Annotated in this window: 20 protein-coding genes and 1 riboswitch; of the genes, 8 read left to right on the top strand and 12 right to left on the bottom strand. The window is 68.9% G+C overall.

Going from position 1 to position 19,554, the window contains the following annotated elements; all coding sequences use genetic code 11:
• Nucleotides 1–29 precede the first annotated feature (29 nt).
• The 5 genes from HLA95_RS01055 to HLA95_RS01035 are packed head-to-tail and all read right to left on the bottom strand — an operon-like array spanning nt 30 to nt 4,345.
• Nucleotides 30–383 carry a DUF6867 family protein gene (locus HLA95_RS01055; protein WP_191059633.1) on the bottom strand — a complete coding sequence of 118 codons (354 nt, stop codon included), beginning with the start codon at nt 381–383 and terminating at the stop codon, nt 30–32.
• 15 nt (nt 384–398) lie between these two features.
• Nucleotides 399–1,106 (bottom strand): ABC transporter ATP-binding protein, encoded by a 708-nt coding sequence (locus HLA95_RS01050; protein ID WP_191059632.1) that lies wholly within the window; start codon nt 1,104–1,106, stop codon nt 399–401.
• Nucleotides 1,106–1,954: an ABC transporter ATP-binding protein gene (locus HLA95_RS01045; protein WP_191059631.1), complete on the bottom strand. Its 849-nt coding sequence runs from the start codon at nt 1,952–1,954 to the stop codon at nt 1,106–1,108. Before HLA95_RS01045 ends, HLA95_RS01050 begins: the two co-directional genes overlap by 1 nt.
• Entirely contained in the window at nt 1,951–3,423 is a 1,473-nt protein-coding gene (gene livM, locus HLA95_RS01040; RefSeq protein WP_223861506.1) for a high-affinity branched-chain amino acid ABC transporter permease LivM, read from the bottom strand. The genes HLA95_RS01045 and livM overlap by 4 nt, the downstream gene beginning before the upstream one ends.
• A 4-nt stretch (nt 3,424–3,427) precedes the next feature.
• Nucleotides 3,428–4,345 (bottom strand): ABC transporter permease subunit, encoded by a 918-nt coding sequence (locus HLA95_RS01035; protein WP_191059630.1) that lies wholly within the window; start codon nt 4,343–4,345, stop codon nt 3,428–3,430.
• A 299-nt stretch (nt 4,346–4,644) separates the two neighbouring features.
• Between HLA95_RS01035 and HLA95_RS01030 the strand changes: the two genes are divergently transcribed.
• The 3 genes from HLA95_RS01030 to HLA95_RS01020 all read left to right on the top strand — a co-directional run bounded on the left by HLA95_RS01030 (nt 4,645) and on the right by HLA95_RS01020 (nt 9,370).
• A complete protein-coding gene (locus HLA95_RS01030) occupies nt 4,645–4,875 on the top strand; it encodes a DUF6898 family protein (RefSeq protein ID WP_222182081.1) in 231 nt (76 codons plus the stop codon).
• Nucleotides 4,876–5,925: 1,050 nt separating this feature from the next.
• Entirely contained in the window at nt 5,926–6,789 is an 864-nt protein-coding gene (locus tag HLA95_RS01025) for an ABC transporter permease (RefSeq protein WP_223861660.1), read from the top strand.
• A gap of 1,549 nt (nt 6,790–8,338) precedes the next feature.
• Entirely contained in the window at nt 8,339–9,370 is a 1,032-nt protein-coding gene (locus HLA95_RS01020; RefSeq protein WP_222182079.1) for an LLM class flavin-dependent oxidoreductase, read from the top strand.
• Nucleotides 9,371–10,468: 1,098 nt separating this feature from the next.
• Here HLA95_RS01020 and HLA95_RS01015 read toward each other — a convergent pair.
• Together HLA95_RS01015 and HLA95_RS01010 are read right to left on the bottom strand one after the other, a co-directional pair.
• Nucleotides 10,469–10,789: a hypothetical protein gene (locus HLA95_RS01015; protein WP_191060496.1), complete on the bottom strand. Its 321-nt coding sequence runs from the start codon at nt 10,787–10,789 to the stop codon at nt 10,469–10,471.
• 56 nt (nt 10,790–10,845) lie between these two features.
• Nucleotides 10,846–11,223: a hypothetical protein gene (locus tag HLA95_RS01010; RefSeq protein WP_191060497.1), complete on the bottom strand. Its 378-nt coding sequence runs from the start codon at nt 11,221–11,223 to the stop codon at nt 10,846–10,848.
• A gap of 211 nt (nt 11,224–11,434) precedes the next feature.
• Here HLA95_RS01010 and HLA95_RS01005 point away from each other — a divergent pair, with 211 nt between their 5' ends.
• The 4 genes from HLA95_RS01005 to HLA95_RS00990 are packed head-to-tail and all read left to right on the top strand — an operon-like array spanning nt 11,435 to nt 15,036.
• Complete coding sequence (locus HLA95_RS01005) at nt 11,435–12,622, top strand: aspartate aminotransferase family protein (protein ID WP_191060498.1); 1,188 nt, start codon at nt 11,435–11,437, stop codon at nt 12,620–12,622.
• Nucleotides 12,619–13,530 (top strand): ornithine carbamoyltransferase, encoded by a 912-nt coding sequence (argF, locus tag HLA95_RS01000; RefSeq protein WP_191060499.1) that lies wholly within the window; start codon nt 12,619–12,621, stop codon nt 13,528–13,530. Before HLA95_RS01005 ends, argF begins: the two co-directional genes overlap by 4 nt.
• A complete protein-coding gene (gene hslO, locus HLA95_RS00995) occupies nt 13,527–14,438 on the top strand; it encodes an Hsp33 family molecular chaperone HslO (protein WP_191060500.1) in 912 nt (303 codons plus the stop codon). The genes argF and hslO overlap by 4 nt, the downstream gene beginning before the upstream one ends.
• On the top strand, nt 14,410–15,036 hold the full coding sequence (locus HLA95_RS00990; RefSeq protein ID WP_222182076.1) for a hypothetical protein: 627 nt from the start codon (nt 14,410–14,412) through the stop codon (nt 15,034–15,036). Before hslO ends, HLA95_RS00990 begins: the two co-directional genes overlap by 29 nt.
• 16 nt (nt 15,037–15,052) lie before the next feature.
• Here the strand turns inward: HLA95_RS00990 and HLA95_RS00985 are convergent, their stop codons facing one another.
• From HLA95_RS00985 to HLA95_RS00980, 3 genes are all read right to left on the bottom strand, one after another.
• The gene (locus HLA95_RS00985; protein WP_191061990.1) at nt 15,053–15,997 is read right to left on the bottom strand and encodes an ABC transporter substrate-binding protein; all 945 of its coding nucleotides are present in this window, start codon (nt 15,995–15,997) and stop codon (nt 15,053–15,055) included.
• A gap of 17 nt (nt 15,998–16,014) precedes the next feature.
• The gene (locus tag HLA95_RS27945; RefSeq protein ID WP_191061991.1) at nt 16,015–16,770 is read right to left on the bottom strand and encodes an ABC transporter permease; all 756 of its coding nucleotides are present in this window, start codon (nt 16,768–16,770) and stop codon (nt 16,015–16,017) included.
• Entirely contained in the window at nt 16,767–17,570 is an 804-nt protein-coding gene (locus HLA95_RS00980) for an ABC transporter ATP-binding protein (protein ID WP_222182072.1), read from the bottom strand. The genes HLA95_RS27945 and HLA95_RS00980 overlap by 4 nt, the downstream gene beginning before the upstream one ends.
• Nucleotides 17,564–17,690: riboswitch (TPP riboswitch) on the bottom strand. It overlaps the preceding gene by 7 nt.
• Before the next feature lie 106 nt (nt 17,691–17,796).
• On the opposite strand from HLA95_RS00980, the gene HLA95_RS00975 reads away from it, so the two are divergent.
• Complete coding sequence (locus tag HLA95_RS00975; protein ID WP_222182070.1) at nt 17,797–18,054, top strand: hypothetical protein; 258 nt, start codon at nt 17,797–17,799, stop codon at nt 18,052–18,054.
• Between the two features lie 39 nt (nt 18,055–18,093).
• Here HLA95_RS00975 and HLA95_RS00970 read toward each other — a convergent pair whose 3' ends face one another.
• Both HLA95_RS00970 and rodA read right to left on the bottom strand, forming a co-directional pair.
• Nucleotides 18,094–18,339 carry a hypothetical protein gene (locus HLA95_RS00970; protein WP_191062311.1) on the bottom strand — a complete coding sequence of 82 codons (246 nt, stop codon included), beginning with the start codon at nt 18,337–18,339 and terminating at the stop codon, nt 18,094–18,096.
• Between the two features lie 65 nt (nt 18,340–18,404).
• Nucleotides 18,405–19,541: a rod shape-determining protein RodA gene (gene rodA / locus HLA95_RS00965; RefSeq protein WP_191062310.1), complete on the bottom strand. Its 1,137-nt coding sequence runs from the start codon at nt 19,539–19,541 to the stop codon at nt 18,405–18,407.
• Between the last annotated feature and the right edge of the window lie 13 nt (nt 19,542–19,554).

Raw genomic sequence — 19,554 nt, 5'->3', positions numbered from 1 at the left:
GCCGCTTAATCGTCCCGCAAGCGGGACCTTCATGCGCCGCCGGAACGCTCTCGGACGGCGAACGGCCCGGCCCGCTCGTACAACCACGGGTACTGGGAGAGCAGCTTGTTGGTGCGCGCGATCCGGTGCGCCAGCAGAGCCAGCCCGATCAGGATCGCCGAGCAGACCAGGAACCCCGACAGGTGCAGGAGCGGCTCCTGGAACAAAGCGTAGGACATGAACCGGTCCGCAGCGCCCAGGAGCAGGCCATAGGGCACGATCTGCCAGATCGGCCGCCAGGTCCGGGCGATGGCGCGGCCCATCGCCATGGCCGCCGCCCCCGACAGGATCAGGGTGAGCCCGATGAACACGCCGAGCGACTGGCCGGTCACCGCTTCGAGCATGGCGCGATCTCCCCTTCAGTGCCCGCCTTCGAGATAGGCCCGCCGCACCTCCGGGTCGGCCAGGAGCTGGCGCCCGGTGCCGGTCATGGTGATCTGGCCGTTGACCAGTACATAGGCCCGGTGCGCCAGCTTCAGCGCGTGGAAGGCGTTCTGCTCGACCAGCAGCACGGTCACGCCCTGCTGGTTCAGCTCCCTGATGACGGAGAAGATCTGCCGGACGATCAAGGGTGCGAGACCCAGCGACGGCTCGTCCAGGAGCAGGAGCCTGGGCCTAGCCATCATCGCCCGGGCGATCGCCAGCATCTGCTGCTCGCCGCCGGACAGGGTGCCGGCCCGCTGGCCGCGCCTTCGCTCCAGGATCGGGAACAGCTCGAAGCAGCGCTGGATGTCGCCCTCGAAATGCGCGGGGTCGACGTTGATCGCCCCCATCTGCAAATTCTCGTAGACGGTCATACGCGGGAACACCCGCCGCCCTTCCGGCGACTGGGCGATACCGCGGCGCATGATCTGGTGGGTCGACATGGCCGTGATGTCGGTGCCCTCCAGCACGATCCGCCCGCCCTGGCCGCGCGGCTGGCCGCAGATGGTCATGAGCAGGGTCGACTTGCCGGCCCCGTTGGCGCCGATCAGGGTGACGATCTCGCCCTGCTTCACTTCCAGCGACACACCTTTCAGGGCCTCGATCCGCCCGTAGAAAGCGTGGATGCCCTCGATCACCAGCATCAGCGCGCTCCCGGGTCCAGGTCGAGGTCGGCGGCGACGATGTCGGGCAGGTCCTCCTCCTCGGGCTCGCCCAGATAGGCCTTGATCACCCTGGGGTCGTCGCGGATCTCGGCCGGCGTGCCCTCGGCGATCTTCTTGCCGTAGTCCAGCACCACGATCTTGTCCGAGATCCCCATCACCACGCTCATGTCGTGCTCGATCAGGAGGATGCCGATGCCGTGGATCTCCTTGATCCAGCGCAGGAGGTCGTTCAGCTCGTGGGATTCGGTATGGTTCAGGCCGGCGGCCGGCTCGTCCAGGCAGAGCAGCACCGGCTTGGTGCACATCGCCCGGGCGATCTCGAGCCGGCGCTGGTCGCCATAGGCCAGGGCGCCAGCCGGCCAGTCCGCCTTGTCGGTCAGGTTGATCCGGTCCAGCCAGGACCGGGCCAGGTGGACCGCCTCCTCCTCGGCCCGCCGGTAGGACGGCAGGCCCAGCAGGCCCTTCATGCTCCAGCCTGAGGCCCGCATCTGCTCGGTGTGCTGGGCGACCATCAGATTCTCCAGCACCGACATGCCGGTGAACAGGCGGATGTTCTGGAAGGTCCGGGCCACGCCCGCGTCGCGCACGATCCGGTGCCCGTCCAGCCGCTCCAGCAGGAAGTCGCCGCGCTCGCCCGCCAGGGTGAGCTGCCCGGTGGTCGGCTGGTAGAAGCCGGTCAGGCAGTTGAACATGGTGGTCTTGCCGGCCCCGTTCGGGCCGATGATCGAGGTGATCTGCGACTGCTCGGCGGTGAACGACACGTCGTCCACCGCGACCAGGCCGCCAAAGCGCATGGTCAGGTGCTCGACCGTGAGGAGCGGCGTCATCGCCCGTCTCCCCGCGGATGGAGCCGGATGGTCGGATCGCGATGCGAGACGAGGCCGGTGGGCTTCCAGATCATGATCAGCACCATGACGAGGCCGAAGGCGAGCATCCGGTAGTCTTCCAGCTCGCGGAAGAACTCCGGCAATCCGATCAGGATCGCGGCGGAGAACACGATGCCGAGCTGGCTGCCGAGCCCACCCAGCACCACGATCGACAGGATCACGGCACTCTCGATGAACACGAAGCTTTCCGGGCTGATGAAGCCCTGGCGCGCGGCGAAGAAGCTGCCGGCGAAGCCCGCGAACATCGCACCGATGCCGAACGCCGCGAGCTTCACGTTGGTCGGGTTGAGGCCCAGCGCCCGGCAGGCGATCTCGTCCTCGCGCAAGGCCTCCCAGGCCCGGCCGATCGGCAGCTTGCGGATGCGGATGGTGAACCAGTTGGTGAACAGCGCCAGCACCAGGATCACGTAGTAGAGGAAGGCGATCCGGTGGTACGGGTCGAAGCTCAGGCCGAAGAAGCTGGCGAAGGTCTCGCCGCCGCCTTTGGGTGCATTGGCCTGGAACGGCAGGCCGAAGAAGGACGGGCGCGGGATCCCGCCGATCCCGTCCGGGCCGCCGGTGAACTCGTACCAGTTGATCAGCACGACCCGGATGATCTCGCCGAAGCCCAGCGTCACGATCGCCAGGTAGTCGCCGCGCAGGCGGAGCACCGGGAAGCCCAGCACGATGCCGAAGCTGGCGGCGAACAGGCCGGCCAGCGGCAGGCAGACCCAGAAGCTCCAGCCGAAATATTCGGAAAGCAGGGCGTAGGAATAGGCGCCGACGGCGTAGAAGGCGACGTAGCCCAGGTCGAGCAGGCCGGCCAGGCCCACCACGATATTCAGTCCCCAGCCCAGCATGATGTAGATCAGGACGATCGTCAGGATGTCGACGAGCTGGCGCGAGCCCCAGGGGGAGACAGGGAAGGCGAACGCCGCCAGGATCAGCAGCAGGCCCAGGCCCATCGAGATCAGCTTGCCGGTGCGGCTCAGCTCGCGCCGCCTGGCGGCAGCGGCCGGCGGGCGCGCCGAGGCATAGGCGAGCTGGCCGGCGCGCATCAGGATGAAGGCCGGCAGGAACAGGGCCAGCCAGTTCAGCGGTGCCACCGGGAACGGCAGGAGGAAGGCCAGGTCCGAATCGAGATTGCCGGTGAGCAGCGGCACCAGGAGGAGCGCTGCCAGCACCACCCCCACCAGCATGGGCAGGCGCCAGCTGCGCTCGACCAGGGCGAACACCGCGGCGGAGCCCAGTGCCACCACCACCACGCAGTACAGGACGATGTGGTAGCGCGGCCGGAGCGACAGCCCGGTCTGGGTCGCCACCAGCTCCAGCCCCACGATCAGGCTGGTCATCAGGAAGGTGATGAGCACGGCACCCAGGACGTGGCGCAGCAGCTTGCCGCCGTCGAGCCCAGCGAGAAGACCCGTCATCGCCTCAGACCTTCTCGATCTCGGGACGGCCCAGGAGGCCGGTGGGGCGGAAGATGAGCACCAGGACCAGGACCCCGAACGAGGCCACGTCCTTGTACTCGACGGAGAAATAGCCCGACCAGAACGCCTCGATGAGCCCGATCAGAAGGCCGCCCAGCATCGCACCCGGCAAGGAGCCGATCCCGCCCAGCACGGCTGCGGTGAACGCCTTGATGCCGGCCACGAAGCCGATGAAGAAGTCGATCACGCCATAATAGAGCGTGAACATCAGCCCGGCCACGGCGGCCAGCGAGGCGCCGATCACGAAGGTGAGCGAGATGGTCCGGTCCACGTCCACGCCCAGCAGTGCCGCCATCTTGCGGTCCTGCTCGCAGGCGCGCTGCGCACGGCCCAGGGCCGTGCCCTTGATCAGCCAGGTGAACACCGCCATGAGCGCCAGCGTCAGCAGCACGATCACGATCTGGATATAGCTGACCCGGGCGGCGAAGCCGGCATCGCTCTCCATCAGGGTGATGCCGCCCGACACCATCTGCGACAGGGGCTTGGGCCGGGCACCCTGGGCGAGCTGCACGTAGTTCTGCAGGAAGATCGAGGCGCCGATCGCCGAGATCAGCGGCGCCAGGCGCGGCGAGGATCTGAGTGGCCGATAGGCGATCCGCTCCACCGACCAGCCATAGAGCGAGGTCAGGAGGATGCCCACGATCAGCACGATCAGCAGCGCCAGCGGCAGCCAGGAGATGCCGACCGCGCCCAGGATCAGGAACACGATCAGGGCATGGAAGGCACCGATCATGAAGATGTCGCCGTGGGCGAAGTTGATCATGCCGATGATCCCGTAGACCATCGAATAGCCGATCGCGATCAGGCCATAGACGGCGCCCAGCGTGACGCCGTTCACCAACTGCTGGAGGAAGTATTCCATCCCGGATGAGGCTCCCGCGGCAGGTGCGCGTCCCCCCGGGCAGCGGACGAGAACGCGCCGCGATCCGGTCGAGCCTCGATGGTTTCGCGCCGCACCCCTCGATATGACCCAGGCGGTACACGAAGCCCGGCGGCCTCTCAAGTGTCTCGATACATCCGTGGCGCCCGCCGTGACGGCGGCGGCACGCCCGTGCACGGCTCCCTCGCACGAGCCCCTTTGCACGCCCCCTTCACGCGACCCCTCGAGTGACAAGGCTTCGTTAACCCGGCCCGGCTAGATTGCATTCCCATGGAGGTGCCATGGAACGCAATGATCTCGACTTCGTCGCGGCCGGCGGGCCGCCCATCCTGGAGCACCGGCGGATCGGCGCGCTCCTGCGCGTGGCCGCCATCGATCCCGACAGCGGCACCGAGGTGGTGATCCAGGGCCGTGCCAGCGGCGACCATGCGGCGCTGGAGCGCCTGGCACTGCGCAAGCTGGCCTGGGCACTGGACCGCGCTGCCGGCCGCCGGCGCCCGGGGCCGCACTGATGCCGGCCGACCGCTGGCCGGGTGCCCCGCCCTTGCCCGGCCGATGCCGCACCTGGCGCGACCGGCTGCCCTGGGCACAAGACGATCCCGCGCCGGGCGAACCACATCCCCATGCCCTCCCACCCCCGGCACCGGCCGCGCCCGCTCCGCCTCGGCCGCTGCCAAGCCAGAGGGAGGGCAGCACGGGCGGATGACGTGGCTTGCATGGCGCCCGCCGGCAACGCCCTGCGGGTCCGCCCGAGGGAGAGCAGCAAGAAGAGTGACAAACTGGGCTGAGAGGCTGGCGGTCGGCTGGCGGCTCCTGGCAGCCGGATCGCACCGGGCACCTGACAGGTGGAGGTCTGCCGCCATGGCTGGAGCAGCGACGCCCGACGCTGGGAGCCACATCCGACGCGCCATGCCGGACGAGGACCAGCCCATGGCCGGATCGGCCTGCGAGCGGCGCGCGACCACTGTTCCGTCCGCCCGATGATCATTGTGTCGGCAGTCATCAGGCGTGCCTTCGCGGTAGGCAGCTCTGGACCGGGCCAGCCATGCTGCAGCGCCCAGCCTCCAGGACTTGGCGTGGACGCCAACCCTTAGCCGCTGCGAAGCCCAGCCACCTTGCCGTAACTTGGTCGCTCGCGCCCGCTCACGGCGGCTCTGCAGGGACTATGAGTGGCTGTCTCCGACAAGTGAGACCATGATCTATACGGCCATGAGCCGGATCATGCTGAAATTCTAGCAAGATCAGCGGCTTAAGCATTTGAACAGGATTTCTAGCCGCCAAGTACGGCTCATCCAGACAACGCTGCATGTGCTGCCCAGCCAGCGAGAAGCCCGCCCCTCCTCGCCGTGGAGCGCATCGGGCGCCGCCCCGATGACGGTATGGCCGAACCAGCACCGCCCACGCATGGCATGCCCCCCAAGCGCGACAGCCCCGGGCACAGGAAGCCTTCGGCGCAGTGATACGGGCCGCTGCCGGCGGGGGTGCATGGCAGGGCGTTCCGTGGCACAAGCCAGCGGCCCGGCTCGACCGGGCGCTTGGGCCGATCACGACATGGACGCATGATGGCGATGGAACCCTCGGCAGGGCGGCTGGAGGCCGGCATCGACCGGCGATTTCTGGAGGATGCGCCCAAGGATGGCAGCACCTTCGGCACCCCGTTCGACCTGAACCTGGTGGGCCTGTGGACCCTCTACCTGAAGGAGGTCCGCCGGTTCTTGAAGGTGTTCGGCCAGACCCTGCTGGCGCCGCTGGTCACCACCCTGATCTTCCTGGCGATCTTCGCCATGGCGCTGGGCGGCACCGGCCGCACCGTGGCGGGCCTGCCCTACCTCACCTTCCTGGCACCCGGCCTGATCATGATGGCGATCGTGCAGAACGCGTTCGCCAACACGTCCAGTTCCATCCTGATCGCCAAGGTCCAGGGCAACATCGTCGACTACCTGATGCCGCCGCTGAGCCCGGGCGAACTGGTGTTCGGCGTGGTGGCGGGCGGCATCACCCGGGGCGTGCTGGTGGGCCTGGTAGTGAGCCTGGCCATGGTGCCGATCGTCGACCTGGACCTGCCCCACCCCTTCTACCTGGTCCACAGCGTGCTGGCCGCCTCGGCGATGCTCTCGCTGCTGGGCCTCCTGGGCGGGCTCTGGGCCGAGAAGTTCGACCAGATGGCAGCGGTCACCAACTACGTGATCACCCCGCTCTCCTTCCTGTCCGGCACCTTCTACTCGATCCACGCCCTGCCCGAGCCCTTCCACCTCCTGGCCCTGGCCAACCCGTTCTTCTACATGATCGACGGCATCCGCTATGCCATGACCGGCCATGCCGACGGCATGCCGGCGCTGGGTGCGGTGATCCTGACGGTGACCGTGGTGATCCTCTGGTACCTGGCCTACCTGGCCTTCCGCCGCGGCTGGCGGCTCAAGGCCTAGGAACTCGGCAACCTTCTGCAGCCTCATGGATTCGATCGACCGATCAGGGACGTGTGGCTGAGGAGGATCTGGCGGATGGCACACCTGTACGGGCTGTCGGACACAGCCTGACACAGATGGAGCCGCATCTGCCCCATGGTCGGCCGGGGCAGCGCAAGGGTCGACGATCGACGGTTGGGATCCTGCACGTGCCCAAGACCGAAGCCTCTCGACCTCTGCCTCTCTGAAACGGATGATCGTCGATCCCCTGTGCGGCTCAACCCTGGCGGATCATTACGGGACGTGACGCCCTCCTACGGGCCAGCCACGACCATCTGCGATCGCTATACAGAGGGTCGCGGCGTGGCCTGTGGCAGCGCCTGTTCGAGCGAACTGTCAACACTGGATTAATGCCAGTCGAGCTTGCCCCGCGGCATTTGCGCCGAAGCCTTATCGTTCCGCTTCTGGCGGCAAGGGGCCAATGATGCCAGGCGATCAGCCATGGGCGTGGTGGCCGCACATCGAAGGCCCAGTGTCCGGGCGATGATCGTGGCCGGCCGTCGCGTTTGCCCTGACGACGGCCAACCTCGCCGACGTCAGCATGGCCATCCTGCTGCTCGTCAGCACACCGCCCAAGTGTCTCCTCAAGGCATGGCCTTGCTCTGTCGAAAGCCATGCCGAGTGCAGTTCTGAGATTCCATCTGTGCACAGCATGAACAATCGGCTTCTCCCCTTCGTACGCGCATCCATCGGAACAGGTCGAAGCGGCGCTGCGGGAGATGGTCCGGCGGGTAAGCCACACGAGGCGATCGACACACTAGATCGCCCTCGATTCAACAGGTCTCTTGCTGTCGTACACCTCGCGGTACTTCGCATGGCGTGCTTGGCGCCATCGAGACCAACCACCGCTTCCGTCAAGAATAGCTTGGGGTCGACAGGAGCGCCGCTCGGCCAAGGTGATCGCCACTACGCCCCATCAGCAGGAGATGGTCACGAGGCCGCGGATCGTGCTGACACCAACGGCGCCGGACGATCGAGACAGTCATATCGGTGGTCCAGCGCTGCTGTGGTGAGGCACTCGTGGCACGGCTGGAGTCCGTCCAACAGGCTCAGGCGCTCCTCAGAACTATCGCCTACGACATGCGATGCTTTATGATTCCCGGCTGCATGATTCCCGGCTGCCCAACATGGCCTATGATGCAGGCGGCCTGCGGGGCTGACTTGAGCCTCGATACAGTCGGGCCGTCCTCCCGTAGCACCCGTAGCACCATCCCCGTTCCGCACGACCGCGGAGCCTGCACCCGCCGCAGCTTGGTCAGGCGGTTGTTCTGCCGGCTCGAGAACCGACGGCGCATCGCCACCCGCTGACCGCCTCGCCGGGAACTGCCTGGCCGCCTCGAACTCATCGCCGTTGCCCCGACCTGGACCTGGATGAGTTCCCGACCTGGCATGGCAGGCAGCCATCACTGGCCGCACTCGGGGAAACACACTGATCCCTGGCACGGCCTCTTCGCCGCCTAGCCAATCCTACCCATGTCAGCGGCGGGTCGGCGGGACGAGGGAAGTGACCATGCAGCTCGGCATCTACAGTTTCGGCGACACCACGCCGGATCCGGTCACCGGCGCCGTCCCGCCGGCCGCCGGGCGCCTGCGGGACCTGATCGAGGAGATCGAGCTGGCCGACCAGGTCGGGCTCGACGTGTTCGGCTTAGGCGAGCATCACCGTCCGGACTATGCGATCTCGGCACCTGCGACCGTGCTCGCCGCCGCTGCCGCCCGCACCCGGCGGATCCGGCTGACCAGTGCGGTCACCGTGCTGGGCTCGGAGGAGCCGGTGCGGGTCTTCCAGCAGTTCGCCACGCTGGACCTCCTTTCGGGCGGGCGCGCCGAGATCATGGCCGGGCGCGGCTCCTTCATCGAATCCTTCCCGCTGTTCGGCCTGGACCTGGACGACTACGACGCGCTGTTCGCCGAGAAGCTCGACCTGCTCCTGAAGCTGCGCGCAGCGGAACGAGTCACCTGGTCCGGCCGGCACCGGCCGGCCCTGCACGACCAGCCGGTCTATCCGCGCCCGCTCCAGTCCCCCCTGCCCGTCTGGATCGCGGTCGGCGGCAACCCGCCTTCCGCGGTGCGCGCCGGCACGCTGGGCCTGCCGATGGCGCTGGCCATCATCGGCGGCGAGCCCGCCCGCTTCGCGCCGCTGATCGAGCTCTACCGCGAGGCCGGAAGGCGTGCCGGCCACGACCCGGCGACCCTGTCGGTCGGCATCAACTCGCACGGCTTCATCGCCGCCGATTCCCAGGACGCCGCCGACACCGCCTTTCCCTATTATGCCGACGTGATGGGCCGGCTCGGACGGGAGCGCGGCTGGCCCGCCTATACCCGCCCGCGCTTCGAGGCCAGCCGCTCGCCGCGCGGCGCCGACTTCATCGGCAGCCCGCAGCAGGTGATCGACAAGATCCTGGCCCAGCACGAGATCTTCCGCCACGACCGGTTCCTGCTCCAGCTGAGCCTGGGCACCATGCCGCACGACCGGATCATGCGGGCGATCGAGCTGTACGGCACGGTGGTGGCACCGGCGGTCAGGAAGGCATTGGGCTGAGCCAGGGGTCACATCGAGGGGTGGCCCAACCGAGTCTGAAGGGCATGAACCGCTGCACGAGACCCAGGCTGAGACGTCCCAGCTGGGTGTCCAGGCACTCCGCAGTGCGGATCGTGCCGGCGACAACCGCATCCATCAGGTACGGACGGAGCAGTCGCGGCACTTCAGCTGGATCGACGTGAAGAAGGTCAGCCACGGGCACTCGTGCTGCAGCGGACATGGCTGCCTCCCCAAAGAATCTGCTCTACTGGACGCAGGCTCGGCGCTCGTTCAGCACCGGCCGGATGCCGACGCATCGTTCAGGGGCTGGTTTCGGAGCGGTGGCACACCCTCGCCAAGGCAAGCGCGACCCGGCTCTACAAGTTCTTGGAGCCAATCGCAGGTAGCGGCGAGGCAGAGCACGCCCATGACGGAGTTCGCCCTCTTCTCGTAGCGGACAGCGACCAGCCCCGATTCCTTCAGCCGGCCCCCGAGTCGATCGAGGCGGTTGCGCCTCATGACGCTAGGTGGGGATGGCCGGCCGGTCGAGCAGCGGGCACGCCATGGCCAACTCATGCCCCTGGCTGAACGCAAAGAAGGCAATCGCTTGCCGGCGGATGAACGTTGGTGCGGCTGCCCGCCAAGGTCCGGTTTGCAGGAAGCGGCTGCCACTTCGCCCCGCTCTGGTGGCGCTAGGTGATCCCTCCATGGTTCAGCGCAGATCGTGAGGCTGGGTCTTGTGCGTGCTGCGCACCTCGATCAGCGGTTCCCATACTGCCCCTCCTCATCCGTCAGTATGTCCATGATCTGCCCCATCTGCTGCTGACACAGCAGGAGATGTAACAGAACTTTGGGGATCAGCAGGGCCTGGTCTGGCCACTGGAATCATTCTGCAGGGCATCTCATTCTCCTGAGCACCCGCCCACCATAGCCCGTCCTAGTTGCCGAAAGGTTAACATCCAGCGCCGCCCACCAACCACGACCGCTTTACGCTCGGAATGAACCCGGGATGCATGGCCGCGGCAGGATCAGGCGAGCAATCAAGCTGTATGGCGCGGCGGCACGCAGAGCGGTGGACAATGCCGCCCAGAACGATCGGCCGGATCGAGCGACGGGAGTTCAGTCTGGACCGGGCGCCTGGTCAGCCTCCCCAGCGACGCCGTTCTTGCCCGGATCGGCCTGGCTGGGATCATGCGGGCAAGCGTCGGCGACGCTCTGCCAGTCCGCTGCATCGCCCAGTGCCTCCGCGGCCTGACGCGTCTCGATGCACTTGCGGTACTGGTCGATCGTCGCGTTGACCGCCGCCGTGCCGGCATAGGCGTTGGCGGCATCCAGATAGATCATGCCGTCCATGGCGCGTGCACCGCCGGCGCCCCCGCCCAACAGGGCCAGCAGGGCGAAAGTGGCGAGGCCGGTACGAATCATGCCGGTACGGATCACGGGAGTGCTCCTCGGGAGAATGGTCAGGAAGAGCCCGGGCCGGGCAGCCAGGGGGCTCAGCCGTCGTTCACGGCCCGGACCAGCCGGGCGAAGGCTTCCCGGTCCTGGCTGCCGGAGGACACCGCCACGTAGTCGTCGTGGCTGAGCCGCCCGTCCACGATCGCCTGGACGATCCGCCGGCACAGCTCGGCCGGGGCTGCCTGGGCATCCACCTCGAGCAACGCGCCGACCATCGCGCGGTCGCCTTCCGGGCGCAGCGCCTGCTTGGCGCTGCAGTCGTCGATCGCCTTGGTGCGCATGCTCGGGCTCTCCTGCAGCACCGTGCGCGCGTTTGCGAACTGCTCCGCGTTCATCGTGCCGGCGGTCGGCGCGCAGGCACCGGCAACGGCCAGCGTCGCGCCGACCAGCAGGAGCGTGGCGGCGGAACGGGGCATGGGCGGTCTCCCTGGTCGTTCGGTCGTTTCCGGATGGTGGGTGGGCATATCGGGCCTGGCAGTGATTCCTGTCACCCCCCATCCGGGCGACCGCAGGCATCGCGCGCGGGCACCTGCCATGGGCCGGTCGTTGACAGACTTCGTGCTCCCCCCCATTGAACCCGCTTTCCCCATAAAGTGAGCCCGATCTCACGTTCCAAGCGAAACGAGCATGCAGAACGCCGTCGTTCCTTCCCTGCTTCCCGTCTACAAGCGCAGCGACCTCGCCTTCGAGCGCGGCGAGGGCGCCTGGCTGGTGGCGACCGACGGCCGACGATTCCTCGATTTCGGCAGCGGCATCGCGGTGACCGGGCTGGGCCATGGCCACCCGCATCTGGTCAAGGCGCTCCAGGACCAGGCGGCCAGGCTCTGGCACGTCTCCAACATCTACCGGATCCCCGAGCTGGAGCGGCTGGCCGACCGGCTGGTCGGGGCGAGCTTCGCCGAGACCGTGTTCGCCTGCAACTCGGGCGCCGAGGCAATGGAGGCCTGCATCAAGGCCGCGCGGCGCTACCAATTCGCGAACGGCCGGCCGGAGCGCAATCGGATCGTCACCTTCGAAGGCGCCTTCCACGGCCGGACCATGGCAACCATCTCGGCGGCCGGATCGCCGCGCATGACCGAGGGCTTCGCCCCGCTCCTGGACGGCTTCGACCATGTGCCGTTCGGCGACCTCGGCGCACTGGAAGCCGCGATCGGCGAGCAGACCGCGGCCATCATGCTGGAGCCGATCCAGGGCGAGGGCGGCATCCGGCCGGCACCGGCCGGCTTCCTCCACGAGATCCGGCGCCTGTGTGACGAGCACGGCCTGCTGCTGGTCTATGACGAGGTCCAGTGCGGCATCGGCCGGACCGGCAAGCTGTTCGGCTACGAGTCGCTGGACGCACCCGCCCCGGACATCATGGGCATCGCCAAGGGCCTGGGCGGCGGCTTCCCGGTGGGGGCGTGCCTGCTCACCGGCCGGGCCGCCAGCGGCATGACCGCCGGCACGCACGGCTCGACCTTCGGCGGCAATCCGCTGGCCTGCGCGGTGGCGAACGCCGTGCTGGACGAGATCCTGGCACCCGGCTTCCTGGACGGGGTGGTGGAGCTGGGCGAGCGGCTGGCAGCGGGGCTCGAGGCGCTCAAGTCCCGCCACCCGGCCATCGTCCTGGAGATTCGCGGGCAGGGCCTGATCCGTGGCCTGAAGCTGGCCGGGGACAATGCCGCGTTCGTCGCCAAGGGTCGCGAGCACGGCCTCCTGACCGTGGCCGCGGCGGACAATGTCGTCCGGCTCCTGCCGCCCATGACCATCACCCCGGACGAGATCGACCAGGCGCTGGAGATGCTCGACCGGACCTGTGCGGAGTTCTCGGCATGACCCCCCGGCACTTTCTCGACCTGAGTGCCGTCGATGGCGGGACGCTCCGGGGGATCCTGGACCGCGCCGTCCAGATGAAGAGCGGGCGCGACCTCGGCCTGCCGATGGCCGGCCGCTCGCTCGCGATGATCTTCGAGAAGCCGTCCACGCGCACCCGCGTCTCCTTCGAGGTCGCGGTGCGCCAGCTGGGCGGCCATCCGGTGGTGCTGTCGTCCAAGGAGATGCAGCTCGGCCGCGGTGAGACCGTGGCCGACACCGCCAAGGTGCTCTCGCGCTATGTCGACGCGATCATGATCCGCACCGATGCGCACGAGAAGCTCCTGGAACTGGCGCATCACGCGACCGTGCCGGTGATCAACGGGCTCACCGACCACAGCCATCCCTGCCAGATCATGGCCGACGTGCTGACCTTCGAGGAGCACAAAGGGCCGATCAAGGGGAAGAAGATCGCCTGGACCGGGGACGGCAACAACGTCGCCCATTCCTTCATCCACGCGGCGGTGCGCTTCGACTTCCGCCTGGACCTGGCCTGCCCTGCCGGCCTGGAACCGGCGCCGGAGGTGGTGCGCTGGGCCGAGCAGCACCAGGGTCGCATTCGGGTGCTGCGCGACCCATATGAGGCGGTGACGGATGCGGACGCCGTCGTCGCCGATACCTGGGTGTCGATGGGCCAGGCCGATGCCGAGGAACGGCACCGCCAGCTCGAGCCCTATCGCGTGGACGACCGTCTGCTGGATGCAGCCAACCAAGGGGCGATCTTCCTCCATTGCCTGCCGGCGCATCGCGGCGAGGAGGTCACCGCAGAGGTGATCGACGGGCCGCGCTCGGTCGTGTTCGACGAGGCCGAGAACCGCCTGCATGCGCAAAAGGCGATCCTCGCTTGGTGCGTAGAAGGAACGCGCGCGTGAGCAGCACCAATTCGGTGCCGATCGATACCAGCCGCCCCTTTCAGCTCGACCGGACCGGCCTTCGCGGCCGGTCCGTGCGTCTGGGGCCGGCGCTCGACGAGATATTGGAACGGCACGACTACCCGGAGCCGGTGGCAAGGGCGCTGGGCGAGCTCGTCATGCTGGCGGCCGCCCTTGCCGGCGAGCTGAAGTTCGACGGCAGCTTCAGCCTGCAGGTGCGCGGCGAGGGGCCGGTCACCCTGATGGTGGCCGACTGCACCAATGCCGGCATCCTGCGTGGCTATGCCGCCTTCGGCGAGGCGGTCCCGCCGCAGGCCAGCACAATCGGCGAGCTGTGCGGCAAAGGGATCCTCGCCGTGACCCTCGACCAGTCGGCGGTGGGCGGCGAGACCCAGCAGGGCATCGTGGAGCTGGAAGGGGCTACCCTGACCGACTGCATGCTGACCTATTTCCAGCGCTCGCAGCAGATCCGCACCGGCATGCGCTTTGCCGTGAGCCGGGAGGGCGGGAGCTGGTCGGGCGGCGGGATCGTCGTGCAGGCCCTGCCCGAGATCGGCGGCAAGGCGGTCCTGCGCAACGACGACGAGGACGGCTGGCGCCGCGCCATGGTCCTCCTGGGCACGGTCACGCCCGAGGAGCTGCTGGGGCCCGAGCCGGACGTCGACACGGTGCTGCACCGCCTGTTCCACGAGGAGGAGGTGCGCGTCTACCCGACCCTGGCCTTGGCCCATGGCTGCCGGTGCAGCGCCGAGCGGTTCGCCGCGATCCTGCGCGGCTTCTCTTCGGAGGAAGTGGAGGAGATGCGCCAGCCGGACCGCTCCATCAGCGCCACCTGCCAGTTCTGCAGCCGGACCTACCGCTTCCAGGCCGAAGAGGTCGATGCGATCGAGACCGGCGTCCGGCACTGAGCGGCCTGACGCCGGCAGCCTCTTGGGCATCGCGCGGCGCGGCCTGCTGCTGATGCCGCTGGGCCTGGCGGCTGGCTGTACAGCGCCGCCGCCCAAGGTGGTGGCACCACCGGCGCTGGCCCCGCTCCGGCTGCGCGTCGCCACCGCCAGCTTCGTGCCGGCACCCCGCCAGCCGGACCGGTCGGGCGACATCGCCGCTGAGAACCGGCAGGAGCGGGCCCGGCAGCAGGTGGAGCGGGCGCTCGGCGGGCTGATCGAGGCGGCAGGGGGCGATGCCCATGCACGGCTGGTGCTCCTGACGGCGGACCTGACCGAGGAGAAGCTGGCTGGGAGCGGCAGCCTGGCCGGCCGGCTCGGCCTGGAAGCCACAAGCGCGCTGCGCCTGCAGCTCGCCGCCGAGCTGCTGATCACCGACCGGTTCGGCTCTCAGCTCGGCCATGCCGAGGCGAAAGCGACGCGCAGCCGCCCGATCGAGCCCGGCATTGGGCTGGCGGGGGAGACGGCGCTGGCCGACGAACTGGTCGGGGGCGGGATCCGGCTGCTGGCCCAGACGCTGCACAGGGCCACGGCCGAGCGCCTGGGACCCTGGCTCGCCTGAACCGGGCCGTGCTGCCTCAGCGCCCGGCCGACAGATCCACGGCGTAGCTGGCCAGCGGCACCGTCTCGCTCAGGAGGCCATGCTCCTGGAGGAAGGCGGCGAAGTGCTGGTAGCGGCCATGGTCGAGGGCGGCCGGGCTGTGGGCGAAGCGTCGCACGGTCGCCTCCCAGGCCACCCGGTTCGGCTCGTCGTCCAGCAGCGGGTCGGAGCCGCGATAAACGTCCCAGGCTTCCTCGGGATGGTTCAGGATCCAGTAGGTCGCCGCCTCCACGGCGCGCAGGAAGCGCAGGAGTTCCGGCCGCCCCAGTCCGTCCCGGTGCGCCACGTAGATCAGCTCGTCATAGGGCGGGACACCCTCCTCCTCGGGATAGAAGCCGCGGCCCTCGTGGCCCAGCAGCGCCATCTGCGGAATCTCGACATTGCGGAAGGCGCCGATCACCGCGTCGACCTGGCCGCTGATCAAAGAGGGCGAGAGCGAGAAGTTGACGTTGACCAGCTCGACATCGGCAGCACTGAGCCCGTGCCTGGTCAGCATGGTGCCCAGCACCGCGTCCTCGAAGCCCGCCACCGAAAAGCCGACCCGCCTGCCCTTCAGGTCCGCCACCGAGCGGATCGGGCCGTCGGCCAGCACCACCAGCGAGTTGAGCGGCGTGTCGATCAGCGTGCCGAAGCGGGCCAGCGGCAGGCCCGCCGCCACCTGGAGGTGGAGCTGGGGCTGGTAGGACACGGCGATGTCGGCCTGCCTGGCCGCCACCAGCTTGGGCGGGTCGTTCGGGTCGGCCGGTGCCACCAGCTCGACCTCCAGGTCCTCACTTGCGAAGAAGCCCCGTTCCTTCGCGATCACCAGCGGCCCGTGGTCCGGGTTGACGTACCAGTCCAGGAGCACGGTCAGCTTGTCCGCCGCCTGCGCGGGCAGCGCTGCCAGCAGGAGGGCCAGGGCCAGGATCGGGATGCGCAGCAAGAGGGGCCTCCTTCGTCTCAGCGAGGGTTCTGGTAGGTGTCGGGCTGCCAGCGGACGAGTGCCGCCATGACCCGGTCGACCGTCCACCACAGGCCGACCGCCATGACCGCCAGGATCGCCAGGGCCGCGAACATCAGGTCGACCTGCATGCGGGCATTGGCGTGCAGCATCAAAAAACCGAGGCCGCCGGACGAGCCGACCCATTCGCCGACCACCGCACCGATCGGCGCCACCGCGGCGGCCACACGCAGGCCGGAGCCCAGCGCCGGCAGCGAGGCGGGCAGGCGGATCTGCCAGAGCATGGCACTGGGCCCGGCCCCCATGACCCGCGCCAGCTCCAGCCAGCCGGTCTCGGTGCGCCGCAGCCCGTCGAAGAAGGTGAGCGTCACCGGGAAGAAGATGATCAGCACCGCCATCGCGATCTTCGATCCGAGCCCGAAGCCCAGCCAGAGCACCAGCAGCGGGGCCAGGGCGAACACCGGCAGGGCCTGGCTCATCACCAGGACCGGCATCAGCCAGCGCCGGGCATGCCGCGATGCCACCAGCAGGAGGGCGGCCAGCGCACCGGCCAGGCTGCCGAGCGCGAAGCCCAGCAGGATCTCGGTCAGCGTGATCCCGGCATGGCCGGCGAGCAGGGAAGCGCGCCCTACCAGCGCCTGGCCCACCGCCAGCGGGCCCGGCAGGATGTAGGGCGGCACGCCGGTGAGCCACACGGCGAGCTGCCAGAACAGCAGCAGCCCCCCCACCGTGCCGAGCGGACGCAGCGCCCTCATGCCGGCTCCGTCGCTTCGGCCGAGGCCAGCAGCTCGTCCATCAGCCGGGCCTGCAGCCGCAGCAGTGCCGGTGCCGCCGGATCACGCGGGATCTGGCCGTCCGGGCGGATCGGCCCCTCCAGCCGCACCGGCCGCCCGGCCAGCACCCAGACCCGGTGGCCCAGGCGCAGCGCTTCCAGGGGATGGTGGGTCACCAGCAGCACGGTGCGCCCTGCCAGCAGCTCGGCCGCCAGGTCCTGCAGCCGGTGGCGGGTCACGGCGTCGAGGGCCGAGAACGGCTCGTCCATCAGGACGATCGGCCGCTGCTCCATCAGGGTGCGCGCCAGCGCCACCCGCTGGCGCATCCCGCCGGACAGGGTGGCCGGCCGGGCCTGCGCGTAGCCGGCCAGCCCCACCCGCGCCAGGAGCTCCTCCGCCTGCTCCGCCAGTGCTGAACGCTCCCCGCGCGGCATGCCGCGCAGGCGGTGGCCCAGCAGGACGTTGTCGCGCACGCTGAGCCAGGGCAGCAGCAGGTCCTGCTGGGCCATGAACGCCACCGCGGCCGGCCCTGCCCGACCGTCCACGCGTAGCTGGCCGCCCGGCTCCAGCCCGGCGATCAGGCGCAGAAGCGTGGTCTTGCCCACGCCGGACGGCCCGAGCAGGCAGGTCCAGCGCCCGGCCGGCAGGGTGAGGTGGAGATCCTGGAAGAGAGGCTGCCCGTCGAAGCGCAGGCTCGGCACGGTCAGGGCCAGCTCGGGTCCCGGCACCGGCGCTGCGGCGCGCAGCGGATCGGGACGTGAGGAAACTGTCGATATGGCCATGCCGCTCCCATCCCTTCGCCAGTGTGAACTGGATCAGGTTCGAAGGGTCGTCATGCTGCACGGCCGGCCGCCGCGCCAATGACCTCTCAGCCCCTCGCCGGGACCCCCCTTGGACAAGGAGGGCATAGGCGTTCCCGATGCGTTTGAGAACGGTCTTTTGCCGCTGCCCGGAACCACGACCGGGCCACAGCCATTATTGCCACACTGAACTGGGTGGAGAACCGGCATGGGGACGACGGGACGGGCAGGAGCGGCCGCAGCACTCGTGCTCCTGGCCCTGGCGGGTTGCGCCGACCGGCCGGTGAGCTCGCTGGACCCGGACGAGCAGCGCGAGGTCAACGCAGCCGAGGAAGGCAGTGCCGGGGTCGGCGGCGCAACGGCGGGTGGCGTGGGCGGTGCCGGCGTCGGCGGCCCGACGGCCGGGAGTGCCAGCGGCGGCTTCGATGGTTTCGGCGGCAGCGGGGCCGGTTCGTTCACTCCCTGAGCCACGCCTGCCGCACAGTCGGCCGGCCGGTTGCAGGCATCAGGCGCCGGGAGGGAGGGCTTCTGCCTGCCGTGCCTCCTGCTCCTCGACCTCGAGATGTTCCTGCATCAGGCGGAACGACTCCTCCATGGTCGCGAGCAGCTCGCGGGACGGGGTGGCCTCGTGGCCGTCCCTCTCCAGCTCGGCGACCCGCGCCCGCTGTTCGGTCAAGCGCGCGGTCGCCTCGCGCACATGCCGCCGCGCCTGCTCCAGATTGGTTTCGTCGTCGGCCATGAGCATCGCCATCCTTGGATCCTGTCCCAATCGGCCGATGGACAGCGAGGTTCCGGAGATGCGCCCCGGCCGGATCGTCAGCGACGGGGATAGCGCAGGATCGGCATGTCGCGATGGACGTCGGCGGAGAGGAGGATGCCGAAGCCGATCAGCACGGTGAGCATCACCGTCCCGCCATAGCTGATCATCGGCAAGGGGATGCCCACCACCGGGATCAGGCCCATCACCATGGCGGTGTTGATCACGGCATAGACCGCGAAGTTCATGCTGAGCCCGATGATCACCAGCCGGGCGAACTGGCTGCGCGCGCGCGTGGCGGCATGGATGCCCATCAGCACCACGCCCAGGAACAAGGCGAGCGTCGCGGTGGCGCCGACGAAGCCGGTCTCCTCGGCGAGCGTGGTGAAGGCGAAGTCGGTGTGCTTCTCGGGCAGGTAGTTGAGCTGGGCCTGCGAGCCATGGAGGTAGCCCTTGCCCCAGAAGCCGCCCGAGCCCAGGGCGATCTTGGACTGGATGATGTGGTAGCCGGCCCCCAGCGGGTCGTTCTCGGGGTCGAGAAAGGTGAGCACGCGCTGGCGCTGGTAGTCGTGCATCATCTCCCAGCCGACCGGCAGCACCGCCAGCACCAATGCTATCACCAGCGCGAACTTCCACCAGCGCACCCCGGTGGCGAAGAACAGCGTGCCGCCCAGCGTGATCAGGGTGATCGCGGTGCCGAGGTCGGGCTGCACCATCACCAGCGCCACCGGGACCGCCACCATCAGCAGCGGCACGACCAGGAACAGGGGCCGGCGCACGTCGTCCAGCCAGGCTGGATGGAACCAGCGCGCCAGCACCAGGATCAGCGCGATCTTCATGATCTCCGACGGCTGGAGCTGGACCGGCCCCAGGTCGATCCAGCGCTGCGCCCCCTTGGCGGCAAAGCCCATCACGTCCACCGCGACCAGCAGCGCCACGCCGAACGCGAACAACGGATAGGCGATCTTGAACCAGACCCGCACGTCGACGAGCGCCAGCAGCAGCATGAGGCAGAGCCCGGCCGCCAGGCGCACGGCATGGCGGAACGCCCAGGGCTCGGGCGAGCCGCCGGCCGCCGAGTAGAGCACGGCATAGCCGACGGCACCGATCAGGCAGAGCAGGGCCACCAGCAGCCAGTTGATCGACCAGAGCTTGTCGGCCAGCGAGAGGGTAGGCGCCTTGAGGTGGAGTTCCATGCGGCAGCCCTCC

The organism is Geminicoccus harenae, from assembly GCF_019800005.1.
Classification (GTDB): domain Bacteria; phylum Pseudomonadota; class Alphaproteobacteria; order Geminicoccales; family Geminicoccaceae; genus Geminicoccus; species Geminicoccus harenae.
Note: the sequence above shows the minus strand (reverse complement) of the source record. Positions and strands in the feature narration are given on the sequence as shown.